The organism is Janthinobacterium sp. C22 (genome assembly GCF_057919405.1).
In genome coordinates this window covers 272,044-289,681 of record NZ_CP193659.1, presented here as the reverse complement: position 1 = coordinate 289,681, position 17,638 = coordinate 272,044, and the positions used below count along the sequence as shown (strand labels likewise).

Genomic DNA, 17,638 nt, shown 5'->3' with positions numbered 1-17,638 from the left:
CTATTTCCATGCGCCATATGCCTGGGAGATAGCTGAATGCGGGCGGCTGGCGCTTGTGCCATGGTTTTTATAACGACTCAACTCTTGGGAATGGGATAAAAATGATCAATGTGAAAAAAGCTGTATTCGTCTTTTGCGCCGCCGTCGGTTTTGCCGGCGCCGTCAGTTCTTCCGCGTATGCCCTGCCATCGCGCGAAACCTGCGAGGAAGCCTACACCGCGTGCGTGGTGGATGGCGATGCCAGTTCCTGCACCCTGGTCAAGCGCCTGTGCGGCGTGTACGGCATCCACCTGTAGCTGGATCTAGATCCGTGCTCGGGCGGCGCGCCGGATCGGCACGCCGCCGTTGGATTGACTATGGCTTGACGAACTTCAAGGTCATGCGGTCGCTCTCGCCGATGGCCGCGTACCTGGTCCGGTCCACATCCTTGTTGGCGTAGGTGGGCGGCAGCGCCCAGACGCCGCCCTGGTGGTCCGCCGTGTCTTTCGGATTGGCGTTGATGTCCGACTTGGCCGCCAGTTTGAAGCCCGCGCCTTCGGCCAGCTTGATCACATACGCTTCGTGCATGTAGCCGCTGCTGGCCGTGGCGTCCTGCGCCTTGTGCGCCGGCAGGCGATGCTCGACGACGCCGAACACGCCGCCCGGTTTCAGGCTGTCATACACTTCCTTGAACAGGATCTGCATGCCCGCTTCGCCGATCGGTATCCAGTTGTGGATATTGCGGAAGGTGAGCACCATGTCGGCCGTGCCCTTGGGCGCGATGCGGTAGGTGGTGGGGGCGCGAAGGCGCCGATTTCCACCTTGCCGAAGGCGGCCGGGTTGGCGTCGAGTTTTTGCTGGAAGCGTGCCGCGCCACGGCGGGCGCCTTCGCTGTTTGACTGCGGGTCGTTGCCGGCGGCGATCAGCTTGCCGTTGTCGCGCAAGTAGGGCGCCAGGATCTCCGTGTACCAGCCGCCGCCGGGCGCCAGTTCCACCACCGTCATGGTCGGCCTGATGCCGAAGAACGTCAGTGTTTCATACGGGTGGCGGGCGCTGTCGCGCAGCGCATTGGCTGGCGTGCGCGCACTGCCGGCAATGGCCGCCTTCAGCGCCGCGTCGCCCGCATCGGCGGCCAGCGCCGCGCCGCTGCCGCCACAGGCCAGCATGACCGTCAGGGCCGCGGCCAGGGATACTCGCTTCATCATCATATGCTCCATGCGTGATTGGATCGGTTGCTAACTTGGTGGCGATCGCCATCAATGCCGATCATCGGGCAAGCACGCTGGCCGGTCAAGCGGATTCCGTGCCCCAGGCGGCGGTATACGCGGGCATGTCGCTGGTGTTGAGCGCATCGGCAATGGCCGCGCCACGGCCGTGCGTAAACGGCAGTTCGCCCGTCCAGACGGCATGCGCCATGTCGTCCGCATCGTCGAGCGGGCCGCCCTGGCGCTGCTTGACGGCATATTCGTCGAGCGCGATGCGCAGCACGGTGGTGGCCGCGTATTCCTTGGCGCTGCCGCCGCGCACGTGCGCCAGGCGCCCCGGCGCCAGCTTTTCCATCAGCGCGTCCATGGCCGCATGCTGCTGGCCGATATCGCTTACTTTTTCAAACTGACCGTACACCATCGCCGAGCGGTAGTTCATCGTGTGATTGAAGGCCGAGCGCGCCAGCACCAGGCCATCGAGATGGGTGATGGTCACGCAGACGTCGCTGTCTTGCAAGCGCTTGAGCATGCGGCTGCCGTTCGAACCGTGGATGTACAGGTGGCCTTCGATGCGCCAGCAGGCGGTCGGGATGCAATGGCTGCCCTTGTCGTCGTGGAAGGCGATATGGCACAGGTAGGCGGCATCGACGATGGCGTACAGGGCGGCTTGCTCATAGCTGGCCAGTTCGGCGACGCGGCGCACGCGGGTACGGGGGCTGGGAGGCAGGGCGGTAGCGGTCATGGCGGAGGTCCGGTTGGTTGAAGAAGCAGGCCGCACTATAATCGGCATCTGGCCCTGAAAAAAGATCCAGAACTGACAAATAATATAGAGCCACGATGAAAGGGGCGCATGGATTTCGCTTTGCTGCTGGGCGCGTTCGAGCGCACGCACCGCGAGCAGGGCTGGCCGCGCCAGCGCCTGCTGCATGAATGCCTGCGTGCCGCCATCCGCAGCGGCCAGCTGGCGCCCGGTACGCGCCTGGCCGCCACGCGCGTGCTGGCGGCAGAACTGGGGCTGGCGCGCAATACTGTGCTGTACGCCTACGAGCAACTGGCCAGCGAAGGGTTTGTCTTGCCGGACCGGCGCGGCACCGTCGTCGCCGGCGGCGCCGGCGTGCCGGTGGCATCGCCAGCGAGCGCTGGCCAGGATGGCTTGTCGCGCCGCGCCCGGCATTTGCGCGGCGTGGCGGGACAGGATGTGAATGCGGCGGTGGTGTTTCCCGCCGACGCCATGGGCGCGTTCGCGCCTGGCGTGCCGGCGCTCGACGAATTTCCGCTGGCGCAGTGGCGGCGCATGCTGGACCGCGCGTGGCGCGCGCTGACGCCGCGCCAGCTCAATTATGGCGACCCTGCCGGCGAGCCGCAGCTGCGCATGGCCATCGCCGACCATTTGCGCGCCGCGCGCGGCGTCGTCTGCGATGCGCGCCAGGTGTTCATCACGGACGGCACGCAGAGCAGCCTCGATGTCTGCCTGCGCGCCTTTGCCGACCAGGGCGATACCTTGTGGATCGAGCATCCCGGTTATGGCGGCGCGCTGGCGGCTGGCCGTGGTGCCGGCTTGCAGGTGACCGGTATCGCCGTCGACATGGATGGCATCGCGCCGACGGACGAGGACTGGCGCGATACGCCGCCGCGCCTGATCTACACGACGCCGTCGCATCAGTATCCGACCGGCAGCGTGCTCAGTCCCGCGCGCCGCATGGCGCTGCTCGAACGCGCGCGGGCGGCGGGCGCGCTGATCATCGAGGATGATTACGACAGCGAGTTTCGCCATGGCGGGCCGCCCCTCGCGGCCATGCAGGGACTGGTGGCCGACGCGCCCGTCGTGTACCTGGGCACCTTCAGCAAGACCATGTTTCCCGCCTTGCGCATCGCCTTTATCGTCGTGCCGGCCGCGCTGGCCGGGGCCTTCGCGCAGATGCAGGCGCAGGGCGCCGCGCGCGGCCGCGTGGCTGAACAGCTGGCGCTGGCCGAGTTCCTGCGCAGCGGCCTGTTTGCGCGCCATGTGCGCCGCATGCGCAGGCTGTACCGCCAGCGCCGTGACGCCTTGAGCGAGGCCTTGCAGCGCCATGCGTGCGCGGGCGCGGCCATCCATGGCGGCACGGCCGGCATGCACCTGGCGCTGCGTTTTCACGACACGGAATGGGATGACCTGGCGCTGAGCCGCCGCGCCGCGCGGGACGGCATCGTGGCGCTGGCGCTGTCCGCGCACGGCACGGGAGACGGGGCGGGCTGGAACGGTTTCCTGCTCGGTTATGCGCAGGTGCCGGCCGAGAACATGGATGGCCTGGCACGCCGCCTGGGCGCGCTGCTGCCGGCGTGATGCCGTGCTACTGCCTTACTGCTGGTCCTGCATCCACTGCTTCAAGCCGTTGACCCAGTTCTTGGCGGGCAGGTTGAACTGTTTCCTGATGGTGGCGGCGCGTTCGTACAAGTCGCTGAAGTCGAGCGACGGCGATTTCTTGAAGGCCAGCACGACGATGTTTTCATCTTCCATTTCCGGCACCCAGACGACGGCGTCGAAGACCAGTTCCATCGCCTGCAAATTCTTGTCGTAGTTGGGGAAGTCGCCGAAGACATTCGTGCACATGATGCCGTCGTCCGTCAGGCAGTCGTAACAGGCCTGGTAGAACTCGGGCGTGTCGAGCACGGGGCCGCGCGCGTCTTCGTCGTACAGGTCCACTTGCAGCGCGTCGACCGTGCCGTGGTTGGCGGGGTCGAGCACGAAGTCGAGCGCATTCATTTCGCGCACATCGAGGCGATCATCATTGGGCGGCAGCGCGAACTGGGCGCCGCAGATGGCGATCACGTTCGGATTGAGTTCGATGGCCGTGACCGTGGCGTCGGGAAAGCGGCGGTAGCTGAACTTGGTCAGCGCGGCGCTGCCCAGGCCCAGCTGCACGATGCGTTTGGGCTGCGTCTTGAACAGCATCCACATCATCATCATCTGCACGTATTCGAGCTCGATGGCGTCGGGTTTATCCAGGCGCATGGCGCCCTGCACCCACTTGGTGCCCAGGTGCAGGTAGCGGATGCCGCGGTGTTCGGTGGTGGTGGCGGGCGGGTGGCCCGGGTGGCTGAAAGCGGTGTTGCTGGTGGAGATAAAGTCGGTCGTCATGGCGCCAGTGTAGCAGCCACATGAAAAAAGACGCCGCGGCGTCTTTGGGGAGGAGCGTTCAAGATTGCTTGCGGCGTCGCGCCAGGAAGCCGAGTATGCCCAGGCCGGCCAGCAGCATGCCATAGGTTTCCGGTTCGGGAACGGGCGCCAGGTTCAGGTTGAAGACGCCGCCATAGCTGCCCCCTTGGTGTTGCCCATCACGGTCAGAACCAGCGGGCCGTTGAACAGGACGCTCGTGGGCGCCAGGATTTCGCCCTGGGCATAGCCAAAGACGGTGGGGCCGCCAAAGCCGCTTAGCGAAATGCCGTTCAGGTTGGCGCTGCTGAAGCTGATGGAGGAACTGTCCGAGCCCGTGACGGACAGGTTGGCCAGGAAGGCTTGCGCGGTGGAACCGAAGGTCGCGTTGGGTGTGAACGTGAAGGTATCGGTGAAGTCGCCGAGCGGACTGGGCACGGCGTTGAAGCCGCTGGTCCACAGATTGCCCGTGGTATTGACGAGGTTGACGGTGTAGGCGGCGGCACTGGCGCTGCCGATGGAGGCGGCACTGAGTACCGCCGCTGCGATGAGTGATTTTAATTTCATGTTGATCCCCGCGAAAAAACGATTGATGTTTCAAAAAAACCGTACCGCAGTGATAAATTATCGCCAAGATAATTCGTTGTCAATGAGCTATTTTTATATCATTATGCAAACTTAAATAGCTTATTTCTAACACACGGGCATAGGACGCGAGGAGTTGTGATAATTAAAACTATTATTATCAATATTTTACTTAAAAATAGTCTGGGATTTTGTGATGTAACGATAGTTGCACGAGGAACTAATTTCTATCCAGTAAGGGAAGAATCAAGGTCACCGCCAGGCCGCCGTCCTCGCGGTTGGCCAGGGTGATGCGCCCGCCATGGGCTTCGGCGATTTCGCGCGCCAGGGCCAGGCCCAGCCCCGTGCCGCTGCGCTTGGTGGAGTAAAACGGCACCAGCGCGTTTTCCAGCACGGCGCCGCTCATGCCCGGGCCGCGGTCGCGCACTTCGATGCGCAGCTGGCCATGCGCCTGGCTGACGTGCAGGCCGATATGCTGGAGCTTGGAGCCGGACTCCAACGCATTCTTGAGCAGGTTGAGCAGCGCCTGCTGCATTTGCGCCGCATCGAACACGGCCGCCTGCGCGGGCGGCGGGCCGTCGAGCGTGAAGGCTGCTTGCGATGCCAGGCCGTCGAGGAAGGGCTGCCATTCGCACGGCGCCAGGCGCGGCGCGGGCAGCTTGGCAAAGCGCGCATAGCCGAGGATGAAGGTTTCCAGGTGGCGCGTGCGTTCCTCGATGGTGGCGAGGATTTGCGGCAGGCGCGCCGTCTGGCCGCGGCGTACCAGCTCGGCGCCGGAATGGGCCAGCGAGGCCAGCGGCGCCAGCGAGTTGTTGAGCTCATGGCTGATGACGCGGATGACCTTTTTCCAGGTCTGCACTTCCTGGCGCCGCAGCTCCAGCGTCAGCTGGCGCAGCAGCAGCAGCTCGTGCTTGCGCCCGTTCAGACTGAAGCTGCGCCGCGCCAGGTGATACACCTCTTCCTGTTCCCCTTCGCCGCTGGTAAACAGGCCGTCGTTGCGGCGCGCCAGCGCCTCGGCCAGGGCCGGCGCCGCCTGCCGCACGATGTCGGTCAAGTGCTGCCCCTCGAGCCGGCGGCCGTGGTGCAGCAGCTGGCGCGCGGCCAGGTTGGCGTAGACGATGGCGCTGCCCTCGGCCACCAGCAGCATGGCCACCGGCGTGTTTTGCACCATGGTGTCGAGCAGCAGTTCGCGCTGCACCAGGTCCAGGCGCTGCTTGCGCAGCACGTCGCCCAGCGCATTGTGGGCCGCCACCAGGTCGGCCAGTTCATCGTTCTGCGGCCAGCGCAAGCTGAAGCCGAAGTCGCCGTCCTGGTAGCTGGCCACCGTGCCGCTCAAGGCGCGAAACAGCGACAGCATCGCCTGCAGCTGCGCGCGGATGGTAATGACGGCCACGGGCAGCACGCACAGCAGGGTACCGGCCAGTACCAGCAGCGGCTGGCCTGGCAAGAAGTGCGCGAGCAGCAGGGCGATGACGATGCCCAGCACCAGCAAGGTGACGATCAGCGCCGTCCAGCGCGTGAGCAGCGAGAGGCGCATGGGGCGGTCTGCCATCAGCCGCGCGCGATGCCCAGGCGCTCCATGCGCCGGTACAGGGCCTGGCGCGACAGCCCCAGTTCCTGCGCGGCCTGCGCCACCACGCCATGCGCGCGCGCGAGCGCCGCGGCGACGCTGTCGCGGTCCGGTTCCGTCGCGCCGACATCCTGCGGCGTGCGCGGCGATGTGGCACCAGCCAGCGGCAAGCCCGTTTCCTGCGCGCCGATCACCGGGCCGGTCGCCAGCAGGCTGGCGCGCTGCATGACGTTTTTCAGTTCGCGCACATTGCCCGGCCAGGCGTGTGCCAGCAGGGTGGCCTGCGCCTGCGCGTCCAGCGTTTTTTCACCGCCCAGGAAGTGGCGCGCCAGCACCAGGATGTCGGCCGGGCGCTGGGCCAGCGGCGGCAGGCGCAGTTCGATCACGTTCAGGCGGTAGAACAGGTCTTCGCGAAACGTGCCGGCCTTGATCATCGCCGGCAGGTCGGCGTTGCTGGCGCTGATGACGCGCACTTTCACTTGCCGCTCGCGGTTCGAGCCGAGGCGTTCGAAGCGTCCCGTTTCCAGCACGCGCAGCAGTTTCATTTGTCCGGCCAGCGGCAGGTTGCCGATCTCGTCGAGGAACAAGGTACCGCCGTCGGCGGCGTCGAACTTGCCGTCGCGCGCGCGCGTGATGCCGGTATAGGCGCCCGCCTCGGCGCCGAACAGTTCCGCCTCGATCAGCTCCACGGGAACGGCGCCGCAATTGAGCACGACGAAGGGGCCGCCGGCGACCTGGGAATTGGCTTGCACGATGGCGGCGATGCGTTCCTTGCCGCTGCCGTTCGGCCCCGAAATGAGCACGGGAACGTCGGCGCGCGCCACCTGGCACGCCAGGTGCACGACTCTTTCGGTGGCCGGGTCTTGCCATACCATGCCGCGCAAGTCGAAGTCGTGTTCCAGGGCGTGGCGCTGGCGCTGCTCGGCCACCACGCGCTGGCGCAGCGCGCGGTTGGCCTGTCCCAGTTCCAGCAGGTTCCGCACGCTGGCGATCAGGCGCCGGTCATCCCAGGGCTTGGCCAGATAGTCGGCCGCGCCGGACTTGATCAGTTCGACGGCCGCGTCGAGCTGGGTCCATGCCGTCAGCAGGATCACGGGCAGGTCGGGGTAGCGCGCGCGGATGGCGTGGAACAGCGCGCCGCCTTCCTCGCCCGACGTGGTGTCGGCCGTGAAGTTCATGTCCTGCACCACCAGGTCGATGGTGTGGCGCTCGAGCAGGTGCAAGCCTTCCTCGGGCGAGGCGGCGCGCACGGCGTCGATCTCGTGCAGGGAAAACAGCACGTCGAGCGCGATGGCCACGGCGGCGTTGTCGTCAATAATCAGTACGGTAGGCATGCGCGCAGCATATCACTCAGGTGCCGGCTCAGGTACTGCGGGTGGCGGTGGCCGGCGAAATGCTGGCCGCGCGCCATGCCGGGCCGTACACGGCGCCCAAGCCCAGCAGCCAGAACACCAGCGCGCCAACCAGCAGATATGGCAAGGGCAGGCGCGCCATTTCCAGCTGGCTGACCAGCAGCTGATTCAGCGCCAGGGCCAGCAGCACGCCGGCCGCCACGCCGACGCTGGTGATCATGAAATTCTCGGTCAGGAAGTAGCGCAGGATGTCGATGCGGCGGGCGCCCAGTGCGCGCCGCACGCCGATCTGCTTCCTGCGCTGCGTCACCCACAGGCTGGCGATGCCGACGATGCCGCTGGCCGTCACCAGCAGCAGCAGGGCCGAGACGGCGATCAGCATCCAGGACAAACCCTGGTCGGCCCGGTAGCGTGACGTGCGGTGCTTTTCCAGCGTATCGGTGCGTACCAGCAGGCGCTCGCTGCTGGCGCTGCGGATGGCTTGCTCGGCCTCCTTCATCAGGCGGTCGCGCTGTCCAGGCTCGGCCCGCACGGCGTACAGCAGCGAGTCGCGCGAACCCGTCAGGCGCGCCGGCAGGATCAGCGAATGCTCGCCGTGCGCGCTGACCTGGCCGACCTGTGTCTGCAACCGCTCCACCACGCCGATCACGCGCATTTCGTCGTCATCGTCACCGGTGCCGTTGAGCAGGGTCTTGCCGACAAAGCTGCTTTCGCCAGGCCAGATCTTTTGCGCTGCGGCAAGCGTCACGATGACCACCTTGGGAAAGATATCATCGACTTTTTCATCGATTTCCAGCACCTCGTCGGGATGGAAATCACGGCCTTCCACCAGCTTGAGTCCGTATGTCTTGACCAGCGAGTCAGGCGTGAAATACATCGACGTGGTGGCGCTGGCCGTGGGCTGTCCACGCTTGATGGAGACATTGGTGCTGCTGCCGGAACGCGACAGCACGGCCTGCGAGGTCTGCGCCACCGAAAGCACGCCGGGCAGGCCGCGCAGCAAGGCGGCCTGGCGTTTCTGGTCGGCCAGCTGGCGCTGGTGGCTGCCTTTGTCCATGCTTTGGATGTTGACATAAAAGATGTCGTTTTCAGCGGCCACGCCGGTGGGGCGGGCGGCGATCGCCTGGCGCAGGTTAACGATATGCAGGGCGTTGGCCAGGATGGCCAGACTGATGGCGACCTGCACGGCGACGAGTACGGCACCGGTTTTGCTGCGCATCAGCGCCGACAGGATGGGGCGGATTTCCATGTTGAACCTCATTGCGGTACGGTAAATGTCATTGGGATTTGAGTTGTATCGCCGGCGTCACCTGGCAAGCGCGCCAGGTGGGCAGCAAACCCGCCAGCAGGGCGGCCAGCACGGAGACGGCAAATGTCAGCAGCAGCATCGGAATATCCATGTGTGCCACGGTGCCCAGTTCCTTCGATTGCGTACGCACGACGGCCAGCGCTGCATACGCCAGCAGCAGGCCCAGCACGCCGCCGGCCAGGCCGATGACGCCCGTCTCGATCAGGAACTGGCGAAAGATGTCGCGCCGCGTGGCGCCCAGCGCACGGCGGATCCCCACTTCACTGGCGCGTACGGAAAACTTCGCCAGCAGCAGGCCGATGGTATTGACCAGGCATAGCAGCAGGAAGCCGAAGGCCAGCCAGGCCGCCAGCTTGTTGTCGTTGTCGACCACGTTCAGGAACACCATCCATTCCTTGACGTTGTACAGTGCGTTGGGCGCGTGGCGCGGCATGCGGCCCAGCTTGCGCTGCTCGGCAGCATAGCTGTCGAGATATGCCTGCAGCTCGCCACGTTGGTCCGCGCTTTCCATCTCGAACCAGAACTGCAGCCAGGTGCAGTCCGACGCCAGGGTGCCCTGGAAGCCGGGGCCGCGTTCGACGCCGCTGCAGGCCATGCCGCCGTCATGCCGCGTTTCATGGCGGATGGCGCTGGCAAATGGAATGAAGAATTCATCTTCCGTGCCAAAGGCGCCCTTGCTGCCGATGATGCGGTGTATGCGCGGCACGGGATCCCAGTGATCGAGCACGCCGCTGACCAGATAGGGCTGTCCCAGTACCATCACGCGCCGGCCCACGGGATTGACCGTACCCAGCAGTTTTTCCGCCAGCGACCGGCTCAGCACGATGACGTCGGCACCGCTGGCGTCATCGGCTTCGCTCCATGGCTGGCCATGCAGGAAAGGGACTTCGAATATGGCGAAGAAATCGCGCGTGGGCGCCAGGCCCTGGGCCTGGAAGGCGCCGATATCCGTGCGTGCCGGCTCGACCGGGCCGGCCACGCCGTACATGACGGTGCGGCGCACGCCCACCTTGCTGGCCATGAAATTCTTCGCGTCGGTATAGGCCAGCTGCGACTGGCCGAAGCTGGGCTTGGCGCCCGGCACATAACTTTTCAAGGGGACGACGTCGATCATCGGCACGAACAGACGGTCGCTCTTGTGCGGCAGCGGATCGCCCGACATGGCGTGCAGGATGGTGACGGTGGACACGCTGGCGGCCACGCCGACGGCCAGGGTCAGCACCATCAGCGCGGTCAGGGCGCGGTTGCGGCGCAGGCTGCGCAGGCCCAGCGTGAAATAGTAGCGGAACATGGTCTCTCCTTACACGGTCGCGGCGTGCTGCGGCCTGGCCGACAGCGAGGCGCCGTGCTGCACCAGGTCCGACACCTGGCCGTCGATGATGTGCACATTGCGCTGGCTGCGCAGCGCCAGTTCGGGATCGTGCGTGACCATCAGGATGGTGGTGCCTTGCGCGTTGATGTCTTCCAGCAGCTCCATCACGCCGCGCGCCATCTGCGTGTCCAGGTTGCCCGTCGGTTCATCGGCCAGCAGCAGCTTGGGCGAGCCGGCCAGCGCGCGCGCGATCGCCACGCGCTGCTGCTGGCCGCCCGACAATTCGGCCGGATAATGCTTCATGCGCGACGCCAGGCCCACCTTGGCCAGCGCGTCCTCGATGCGCTCCTTGCGCTCGGCGCGGTTGAAGCCACGGTAGCGCAGCGGCACGTCGACATTGTCGAACAGCGACAGGTCGGGGATCAGATTAAAACCCTGGAAGATGAAGCCCAGCTTTTCATTGCGCAGGCGCGAGCGGGCATTGTCGTCCATGCCCCTGACGTTGACGCCATCGAGGACGTATTCGCCGTCGGTGAATTCTTCCAGCAGGCCGGCGATGTTCAGAAAGCTCGTCTTGCCCGAGCCGGACGGCCCCGTGACGGTGACGAATTCACCTTGTTGCACATGGATGTCGAAGCCGCGCAGCGCGTGGGTTTCGATCATGTGGGTGCGGTAGACTTTGCTCAGGTTGTGCATGCGCAGCATGGCGGGGCCTCTTGTGGGAGTGAGATGAGTGAGATTCAGTTAAGCGAGACGCGTGCCGCGTTCTCGAAGTTTTCCGTGCCGGCGACGACCACCTTGTCGCCCAGCTTCAAGCCGTCGAGGATTTCCACGGCCGCCACGCTGGTCGCGCCCAGCTTGATCGGCGTGCGGATCGCCACGCCATCGCGCACGACGTAGGCGAAACGGCCGCCCTCGGCTTCGACGAAGGAGCCGCGCGCCAGCATCAGCACGTCCGGTTTTTCATCGATCAGCAGGCGCGCCGCCACGCGCTGGTTCTGGCGCAGGCCGGCCGGCTGTGCGCCGTCGAAACGCACGCGCGCCAGCACCTGGTTCTTCACCACTTCGGGCGACAGCGCCGACAGCCTGCCGGTCGCCCGGATGGCGCCCGTTTCGATTTCCGCGCGCATGCCCAGGCCCATGTCGGCCACATACGTTTCCGGCACCTCGAGCTCGACTTCCAGCTGCGACAGGTCGACCAGGGTCATCAGGGCCGTATTGGCTTGCACCACGCTGCGGTTGGCCACCGACAGGGTGCCGATAAAGCCGTTGACGGGGGCGCGCACGGTCAGCTCGTCGACCCTGCGCTGGGCGTTGTCGCGGACGAGGCGCTGGCGTTCCAGTTCATTGCTTTTTGTTTTCAGGGCCAGGGTCACGTCTTCGCTTTCCAGGCCCGCCGCCTGCGAGGCGTGCTTGCTGCGGATATCGGCCGAATTCAGTGCATCCCTGGCTTTCTGGTAGTCGATCTTGGCGATGATGCCCACCTGCGCCACGCTTTCGTAGCGCTCCAGGGTGCGCTGCGCGGACAGGCGCTCGATCTCCGCCGTATCCGCTTCGCGCCGCGCCAGCAGTTTCTGCTTCTTGGCCAGGATCTGCTGGCGCGCCACTTCCGCCTCCAGCTGCTGCACGCTCGACTGCTCGCGCTTGAGGGCGTCGGACAGGTCCGGCGACTCCAGTACGGCCAGGATGTCGCCCTTTTTCACCGTGTCGCCCGCCTTCGCTTTCAGCGTGACGGTGGCCACCGTGGTCGAATACAGGGTGGGGCTGATCGAGGCGACCACGCGGCCCGTGACGGCCGCGTCGCGGATCAGGGTGCCGCGCGTGACGTCGGCGATGCGCAGGCGGCTGGCGTTGACGGAATGTTCGCTGTTGCGCCAGCCGGAGAACACGGCGACGGCGCCGCCGATGACGAGGACGGCGCCGGCCAGCAGCAGGGCGCGTTGCTTGTGGCGCTGGCCCGGTGGGGCGCTCACTACGGCATCTTGGGAAGAAGTATCGCGGATCATGGTGGACATTTCGTGGACAATGCCCTTCTGTATGCAGGTTCCGTGCCAGAACCAAGGTGTTGATTTGCAAGGGGAAAATGTAAAGTGTCCGGTTGTCCGGCGTGTCCGCGCCGTCCAGTGGGTGTCCGCGCACGTATGGATCTTGATAATCTGGCAATCGACCTGATCTGTGCCTGGCAGTGATGGCGCGCGGCGCCATGCTGGCACCTTTCTGGAGCATGATGCCTGCCTCGTCCCCCAAGCCGTCCCCGTTGGCCAGTTTAAAACGCTGGCTGCGCCAGTTCGCCAGCCTGCCCGAGCCGCCGGAATTCGATTATCCATTTGCCGCCAGCGACATCGCCATGCTGCAACGGCTCCAGGGTGGTTCGCCCCAGCTCGATAGCCAGACGTGGGAGGAAATGCTGCTCGATGCCTACCATGCGCAACTGGCCACGCAGACCAGCATTCTTGGCCAGCAGCGATTGCATCAGCGACTGGCGGGCGGCACGGCGGACGCCGCCTCGCGGGCGCGCATCGCGGCCCTGCTGGCCGCGCCGGCACAGCAGGCGGTGATCGAGCAAGCCATGCAGCCGCTGCGGACGGCAGACATGGAGGTGGCGGCGCTGCTGTGCGGCGCAGCGCCGCCAGCACCACCGTGGTGGAGCCGCTGGCTGCTGCTGCCGACATTGGCGTTGTTGGCGTCGCTGCTGGCCGCGTGGCTGTTTGCGCCACTGGCCTGGGCCGTCGCGGTGCCCGTCTGGCTCTTGCTGATGGCCTTGCAGATGCGCTTTCACGACCGTTGCAAACCGTGGGAGCGCAGCGTCTTTACCTTGCAGCGGATACTGCTGGTGCATGGCCGCCTGGGCGCGCTCGATACTCCGTTCACGGCGGACCTGCGAGAAGGTGGACGGGCTGCCGGCGTGATCAACCGCCAGATCACGCCAGTGCGCTGGGTCAAGATGATTCCCCTGCTGAGCGAATATGACGACTGGCTCATGCTGGGCAATATCCGGCGCTACTTTCACAGCCTGCGCGTGGTGCGGCGCGAACGCGCCTTCCTGCGCCAGAGTTTCCTGCTGCTGGCGGACCTGGAAGCGGACCTGGCCCTGGCGCGCCACCTGCGCGGCCGCGCGCAGTTTTGCTGGGCGCAGGAAACCGATGCGCGGCAGTTGTCGCTCGATGCCGTGGTGCATCCGCTGCTGGAAGGCGCCATGCCGCTGTCGCTGCGGCTCAATGGCCGCGGCGCCTTCATTTCGGGGCAGAATGCGGTGGGTAAAAGTACGCTGTTGCGCGGCGTGGGCCTCAATCTGATCAGTGCGCGCGCCTTCGGCTTTTGCTACGCGCAGGCGGCCCAGGTGCCCATGCTGCCCCTGTATGCGAGCATGCAGAACGAGGATGCTCTCGATGGCGGCGAAAGTCTGTACATCGCCGAATTGCGTCGCGCGCGCGAATTGCTGGCGCTGGCCGAGGGCGGCGCGCCGGCGCTGTTTCTGATCGACGAGATTTTCCGCGGCACGAACCACCTCGAATCGGTGGCGGCGGCCGCCGCCGTGCTGCATACGCTGGCCGCGCGCCACCTGGTGATCGTCTCGTCGCACAACCTGGTGCTGGGCCCCTTGCTGGAAGACTGCCTGGCGCCGTGGTGCGTGCGCCGCGACGATGCGGGCGCGCTGCTGCTGGCGCCCGGCGTGCTGCAGGCCACGAACGGCATCGCCCTGCTGGCGCAGCGCGGTTTTGACGCCGGTATCGCGGACAAGGCCGGGCGCGTCTTCGACTGGCTCAGCACGCACATGGCGCAACCGGCCGAGTGCGGCGGCGTGCTGGAACGGGCCTGATGGCCGCCCTTACTTGTCCTGCTTTTCCGGCGTGCTCTTGTCGATCACTTCGCGGCAATCGCCACGGATGATGGCGTTGTCGTAGTTGGTCCAGCCATAGCTGTCGACGTAGCGCTTGTGCTGCTTGAAGCGGGGGCTGGCGATGCTCCATTCGGGTTGTTCGCCGGCGAAGCGGATGTCGCCCAGGTCGAGCAGGGTGTGGAACATGTTTTCCGTCGACAGGCGCGATTTCTGATGGCGCCGCAGCTGCGTCACCTTGTCCGGATAGTGTTGCTGGAATTGCGGCGAGTACCAGACGAAGGCGGGCACGTGGAATTCGAACTGCGTGTTATGCCCGTGGAAGGCCAGGCGGCAGGTGCCGTCGTACAGGGTCTGGCCGTGATCGGCCACATAGACGAGCGAGCTGCGCAGGGCGGTGCGCTGGCCATCGTCCTTCAGCATGCCGATCACGTTCGACAGGAACCAGTCCGTGTACAGGATGGAGCTGTCGTAGCTGTTGTTCAGCTGCGGCTTGATGGCCGTGTCCGTGTAGACGGGCTTGTCGACGCCGAACAGCGACGGCTGCCACTTGTCGAACGATTTCGGATAGCGCTGGCTGTAGTTCCAGTGGCTGCCCAGGGTGTGCAGCACGATGAGTTTTTTCGGCGCCGGGTCGGCCAGCGCGTTCTTGAACGGATCGAACAGGATCTGGTCGAAGTTCGAACTGTTGGTAAAGCCGCCCAGGTTCAGGAATTGCACCACGTCCGCTTCCTTGGCAAACACGGAGACGGGCGTGTCGAACTGGCCGAACGAGATCTGATTCGACAGCCAGTAGGTCTTGAAGCCCGCTTCCTTGTAGGCGGTGAGGAAGGATTTTTCCGAGAAGCCATCCTTGAGGCTTTGCGTGGCCGGTTTGCGCGAGATGATGACGGGCACGGACAGGCGCGTGGCGGAAACGGCCGTGATGACGTCGGCCAGCGGCACCAGGTTGGCTTCCTGCTTCAGCAGGGGATTGGTGTCGCGTTCGTAGCCGTTCAGGCTCCAGCGGTCGTAGCGCGACGATTCGCCGATCACCATGACCACCACTTCCGGATGGGGATCGGGCTGCTGCTGGTGCGCGCCGAAACGGAAGGTGCTGCTTTTCTGTCCCAGCTCGGCCAGGTATTTGCGTTCCTTGTAGAAGTCGAAACCGCGCACGGCCAGGCCGAAGGGCCAGGAATTGCTGACGGTGTCGAAGGCGTAGGGCAGGCGCGCCCAGTGGGGCAGGCTGGGCCAGCCCAGGCCCGTTTCGTCGGCGCCGGCGATGCTGGCGTTCTCCGGCTTGCTGCTTTCTTCGTCTTCCTCTGCCGTGTCGTCGTCGGCCGAACTGGCGTCGCCGAAGCCGGAGGCGCCCGCCTTGCCGCTGGCCGCCGGCCCGCTGGCCTTGGCGGGCGCGGGGGCGCTGTGCACGGCCTTGGCCTCGAAGCCGAATTCGTAGCCATACCACCAGAAGCCGCCCAGCAGGATCAGCAGCACGAAGGCGGCCGGGCGCGTCTTGCCGCGCCAGTCCAGGTCGCGCGTGCGCGTGGCCGCATACCAACTCAGGGCGCACCAGGCGATCACGCCCAGCATGACGGCGCCCATCAGCCATACTTTTTGCCCGAGGAATTCCATCGCTTCCTTGGGGCTGGTTTCGAAGATGATGCCCAGGTGGTGCGTGGAAATGCCCTGGCCATAGAAGATGAACAGGTAGATTTCCGTCGGCAGGGCCAGGAAGGCGGGCACCAGCAGCCAGTGGAAGTAGGCGGGGCGCTGGAACACGCTCCAGACGGCCAGCCAGGCCAGCAGCTCGAAGGTGAGCATCTGCCAGGGATGCTCGAGCGCGCGCCCCAGCAGCGTGGGGATGAAGGGCACGGCCGTCAGCAAGGCATACGTCAGGAGCAGGAACAGATTGGCGGGGCGAAGCAAGGAGCGCATAAAGGGAGGCAGCGAAAAATGTCCGCTATTATCAATCCTTTTGTTGTCTTGCGGTCATACAAGAATGCGGCCGTGCGCTCCTTGGCCGCAGGGAAAGAATGCCAAATCGTCAATCGCCGGGAGGTGCCAGCGCCCGCGCGTCGCGGCCAAAGATTAGTCAAAATGCCACAAATGCCCGCGATTTTTGCCTTTTTTTATAGCAAAAAGCGGTAAACCGATTGACCCCCTGTAACACAAGGTCTAAACTAGCGAGTTCTCGATTTTATTCTGCTCATCGTTTACGCATTACTTGGCATTTCATGGCCGCTCCTTATCGAGTGGCTGCGGGCGCCTCCGGTGCGCAGTAGATGAAAGCGGGACGAGGTTTTAGTCGCCGGGCATCTTGCCCGGGTTATTAATCGTAGTTTTTTGTTGGATTTATAACGATGCCAACCATCAATCAATTGATTCGCAATCCACGCGTCGCTTTGACCGTGAAGAGCAAATCGCCGGCGCTGGAAAACAGCCCGCAAAAACGTGGCGTCTGCACACGTGTTTACACCACGACTCCAAAGAAGCCTAACTCGGCTCTGCGTAAAGTCGCTAAAGTTCGCCTGACCAATGGTTTCGAAGTCATTTCGTACATTGGCGGTGAAGGCCATAACCTGCAAGAGCATAGTGTTGTGCTGTTGCGCGGCGGCCGCGTCAAGGATTTGCCGGGTGTGCGTTACCACATGGTTCGCGGTGCCCTGGATACCCAAGGCGTCAAAGACCGTAAGCAATCGCGTTCGAAGTACGGTACCAAGCGCGCTAAAGCTGGCAAGAAGTAATAAGTTGTACGCAGCAAACCCAAGTTTCGCTCAGTGGCAACTAGCTAAGTGAATGTAGTCGACCGCATCTGGTCGAGTAAGTGGAAGACTATGATGGTCGTCCGCGAGTGTGCGAAGAACGCGCGCTCAACTGAAGATTGAAAGGAATTGATATGCCACGTCGTCGTGAAGTACCCAAGCGCGAAATTTTGCCAGATCCAAAATTCGGCAACACTGATGTCGCTAAATTTGTAAACGTGCTGATGCTGTCCGGTAAGAAATCGGTTGCAGAAAACATCATCTACGGTGCTTTCGAGCACATCGCAGCAAAATCGGGCAAAGATCCGCTCGAAGTTTTTGCTACCGCAATCAACAACGCCAAGCCGCTGGTTGAGGTGAAATCCCGTCGCGTCGGTGGTGCAAACTACCAGGTGCCGGTCGAAGTTCGCCCAGTCCGTCGTATGGCCCTGTCCATGCGTTGGTTGCGTGAAGCTGCTAACAAGCGCAGCGAAAAATCGATGCCACAACGCCTCGGCGGTGAGCTGATGGAAGCGGCTGAAAGCCGCGGCGGCGCGATGAAAAAACGCGACGAAGTCCATCGTATGGCTGAAGCGAACAAAGCGTTCTCGCATTTCCGCTTCTAATATAAA

At 64.4% G+C, this 17,638-nt stretch carries 14 protein-coding genes and 2 pseudogenes; 5 read left to right on the top strand and 11 right to left on the bottom strand.

The window, feature by feature from the left end:
* Positions 1-110: 110 nt before the first annotated feature.
* On the top strand, positions 111-296 hold the full coding sequence (locus ACRHIG_RS01300) for a hypothetical protein (RefSeq protein ID WP_489629156.1): 186 nt from the start codon (positions 111-113) through the stop codon (positions 294-296).
* A gap of 58 nt (positions 297-354) precedes the next feature.
* Here ACRHIG_RS01300 and ACRHIG_RS01295 read toward each other — a convergent pair.
* A pseudogene (locus ACRHIG_RS01295) lies at positions 355-1,184 on the bottom strand (class I SAM-dependent methyltransferase).
* 85 nt (positions 1,185-1,269) lie between these two features.
* Positions 1,270-1,926, bottom strand: coding sequence for a pyridoxamine 5'-phosphate oxidase family protein (locus tag ACRHIG_RS01290; protein ID WP_489629155.1), 657 nt, complete (start codon positions 1,924-1,926; stop codon positions 1,270-1,272).
* Positions 1,927-2,034: 108 nt separating this feature from the next.
* Here ACRHIG_RS01290 and pdxR point away from each other — a divergent pair, with 108 nt between their 5' ends.
* Complete coding sequence (gene pdxR, locus ACRHIG_RS01285; RefSeq protein ID WP_489629154.1) at positions 2,035-3,507, top strand: MocR-like pyridoxine biosynthesis transcription factor PdxR; 1,473 nt, start codon at positions 2,035-2,037, stop codon at positions 3,505-3,507.
* A 15-nt stretch (positions 3,508-3,522) separates the two neighbouring features.
* Here the strand turns inward: pdxR and ACRHIG_RS01280 are convergent, their stop codons facing one another.
* The 8 genes and pseudogenes from ACRHIG_RS01280 to ACRHIG_RS01245 all read right to left on the bottom strand — a co-directional run bounded on the left by ACRHIG_RS01280 (position 3,523) and on the right by ACRHIG_RS01245 (position 12,418).
* Positions 3,523-4,302, bottom strand: a complete 780-nt coding sequence (locus ACRHIG_RS01280; RefSeq protein WP_489629153.1) for a spermine/spermidine synthase domain-containing protein — start codon at positions 4,300-4,302, stop codon at positions 3,523-3,525.
* Positions 4,303-4,360: 58 nt separating this feature from the next.
* A pseudogene (locus tag ACRHIG_RS01275) lies at positions 4,361-4,884 on the bottom strand (FxDxF family PEP-CTERM protein).
* 238 nt (positions 4,885-5,122) lie between these two features.
* Positions 5,123-6,439, bottom strand: a complete 1,317-nt coding sequence (locus ACRHIG_RS01270; protein ID WP_475413850.1) for a sensor histidine kinase — start codon at positions 6,437-6,439, stop codon at positions 5,123-5,125.
* A gap of 14 nt (positions 6,440-6,453) precedes the next feature.
* On the bottom strand, positions 6,454-7,806 hold the full coding sequence (locus tag ACRHIG_RS01265) for a sigma-54-dependent transcriptional regulator (protein ID WP_489629152.1): 1,353 nt from the start codon (positions 7,804-7,806) through the stop codon (positions 6,454-6,456).
* A gap of 28 nt (positions 7,807-7,834) precedes the next feature.
* On the bottom strand, positions 7,835-9,073 hold the full coding sequence (locus tag ACRHIG_RS01260; RefSeq protein ID WP_489629151.1) for an ABC transporter permease: 1,239 nt from the start codon (positions 9,071-9,073) through the stop codon (positions 7,835-7,837).
* Positions 9,074-9,101: 28 nt separating this feature from the next.
* Entirely contained in the window at positions 9,102-10,424 is a 1,323-nt protein-coding gene (locus ACRHIG_RS01255; RefSeq protein WP_489629150.1) for an ABC transporter permease, read from the bottom strand.
* Between the two features lie 9 nt (positions 10,425-10,433).
* Positions 10,434-11,150, bottom strand: coding sequence for an ABC transporter ATP-binding protein (locus tag ACRHIG_RS01250; RefSeq protein WP_489629149.1), 717 nt, complete (start codon positions 11,148-11,150; stop codon positions 10,434-10,436).
* A 35-nt stretch (positions 11,151-11,185) separates the two neighbouring features.
* The gene (locus ACRHIG_RS01245) at positions 11,186-12,418 is read right to left on the bottom strand and encodes an efflux RND transporter periplasmic adaptor subunit (RefSeq protein WP_475413845.1); all 1,233 of its coding nucleotides are present in this window, start codon (positions 12,416-12,418) and stop codon (positions 11,186-11,188) included.
* A gap of 230 nt (positions 12,419-12,648) precedes the next feature.
* Here ACRHIG_RS01245 and ACRHIG_RS01240 point away from each other — a divergent pair, with 230 nt between their 5' ends.
* A complete protein-coding gene (locus ACRHIG_RS01240) occupies positions 12,649-14,265 on the top strand; it encodes a MutS-related protein (RefSeq protein WP_489629148.1) in 1,617 nt (538 codons plus the stop codon).
* A 9-nt stretch (positions 14,266-14,274) separates the two neighbouring features.
* Here the strand turns inward: ACRHIG_RS01240 and ACRHIG_RS01235 are convergent, their stop codons facing one another.
* A complete protein-coding gene (locus tag ACRHIG_RS01235) occupies positions 14,275-16,200 on the bottom strand; it encodes a phosphoethanolamine transferase (RefSeq protein WP_489629147.1) in 1,926 nt (641 codons plus the stop codon).
* A gap of 425 nt (positions 16,201-16,625) precedes the next feature.
* On the opposite strand from ACRHIG_RS01235, the gene rpsL reads away from it, so the two are divergent.
* Together rpsL and rpsG are read left to right on the top strand one after the other, a co-directional pair.
* Positions 16,626-17,009: a 30S ribosomal protein S12 gene (rpsL, locus tag ACRHIG_RS01230; protein ID WP_010394376.1), complete on the top strand. Its 384-nt coding sequence runs from the start codon at positions 16,626-16,628 to the stop codon at positions 17,007-17,009.
* Positions 17,010-17,161: 152 nt separating this feature from the next.
* The gene (gene rpsG, locus ACRHIG_RS01225; protein WP_010394377.1) at positions 17,162-17,632 is read left to right on the top strand and encodes a 30S ribosomal protein S7; all 471 of its coding nucleotides are present in this window, start codon (positions 17,162-17,164) and stop codon (positions 17,630-17,632) included.
* Positions 17,633-17,638: the final 6 nt, after the last annotated feature.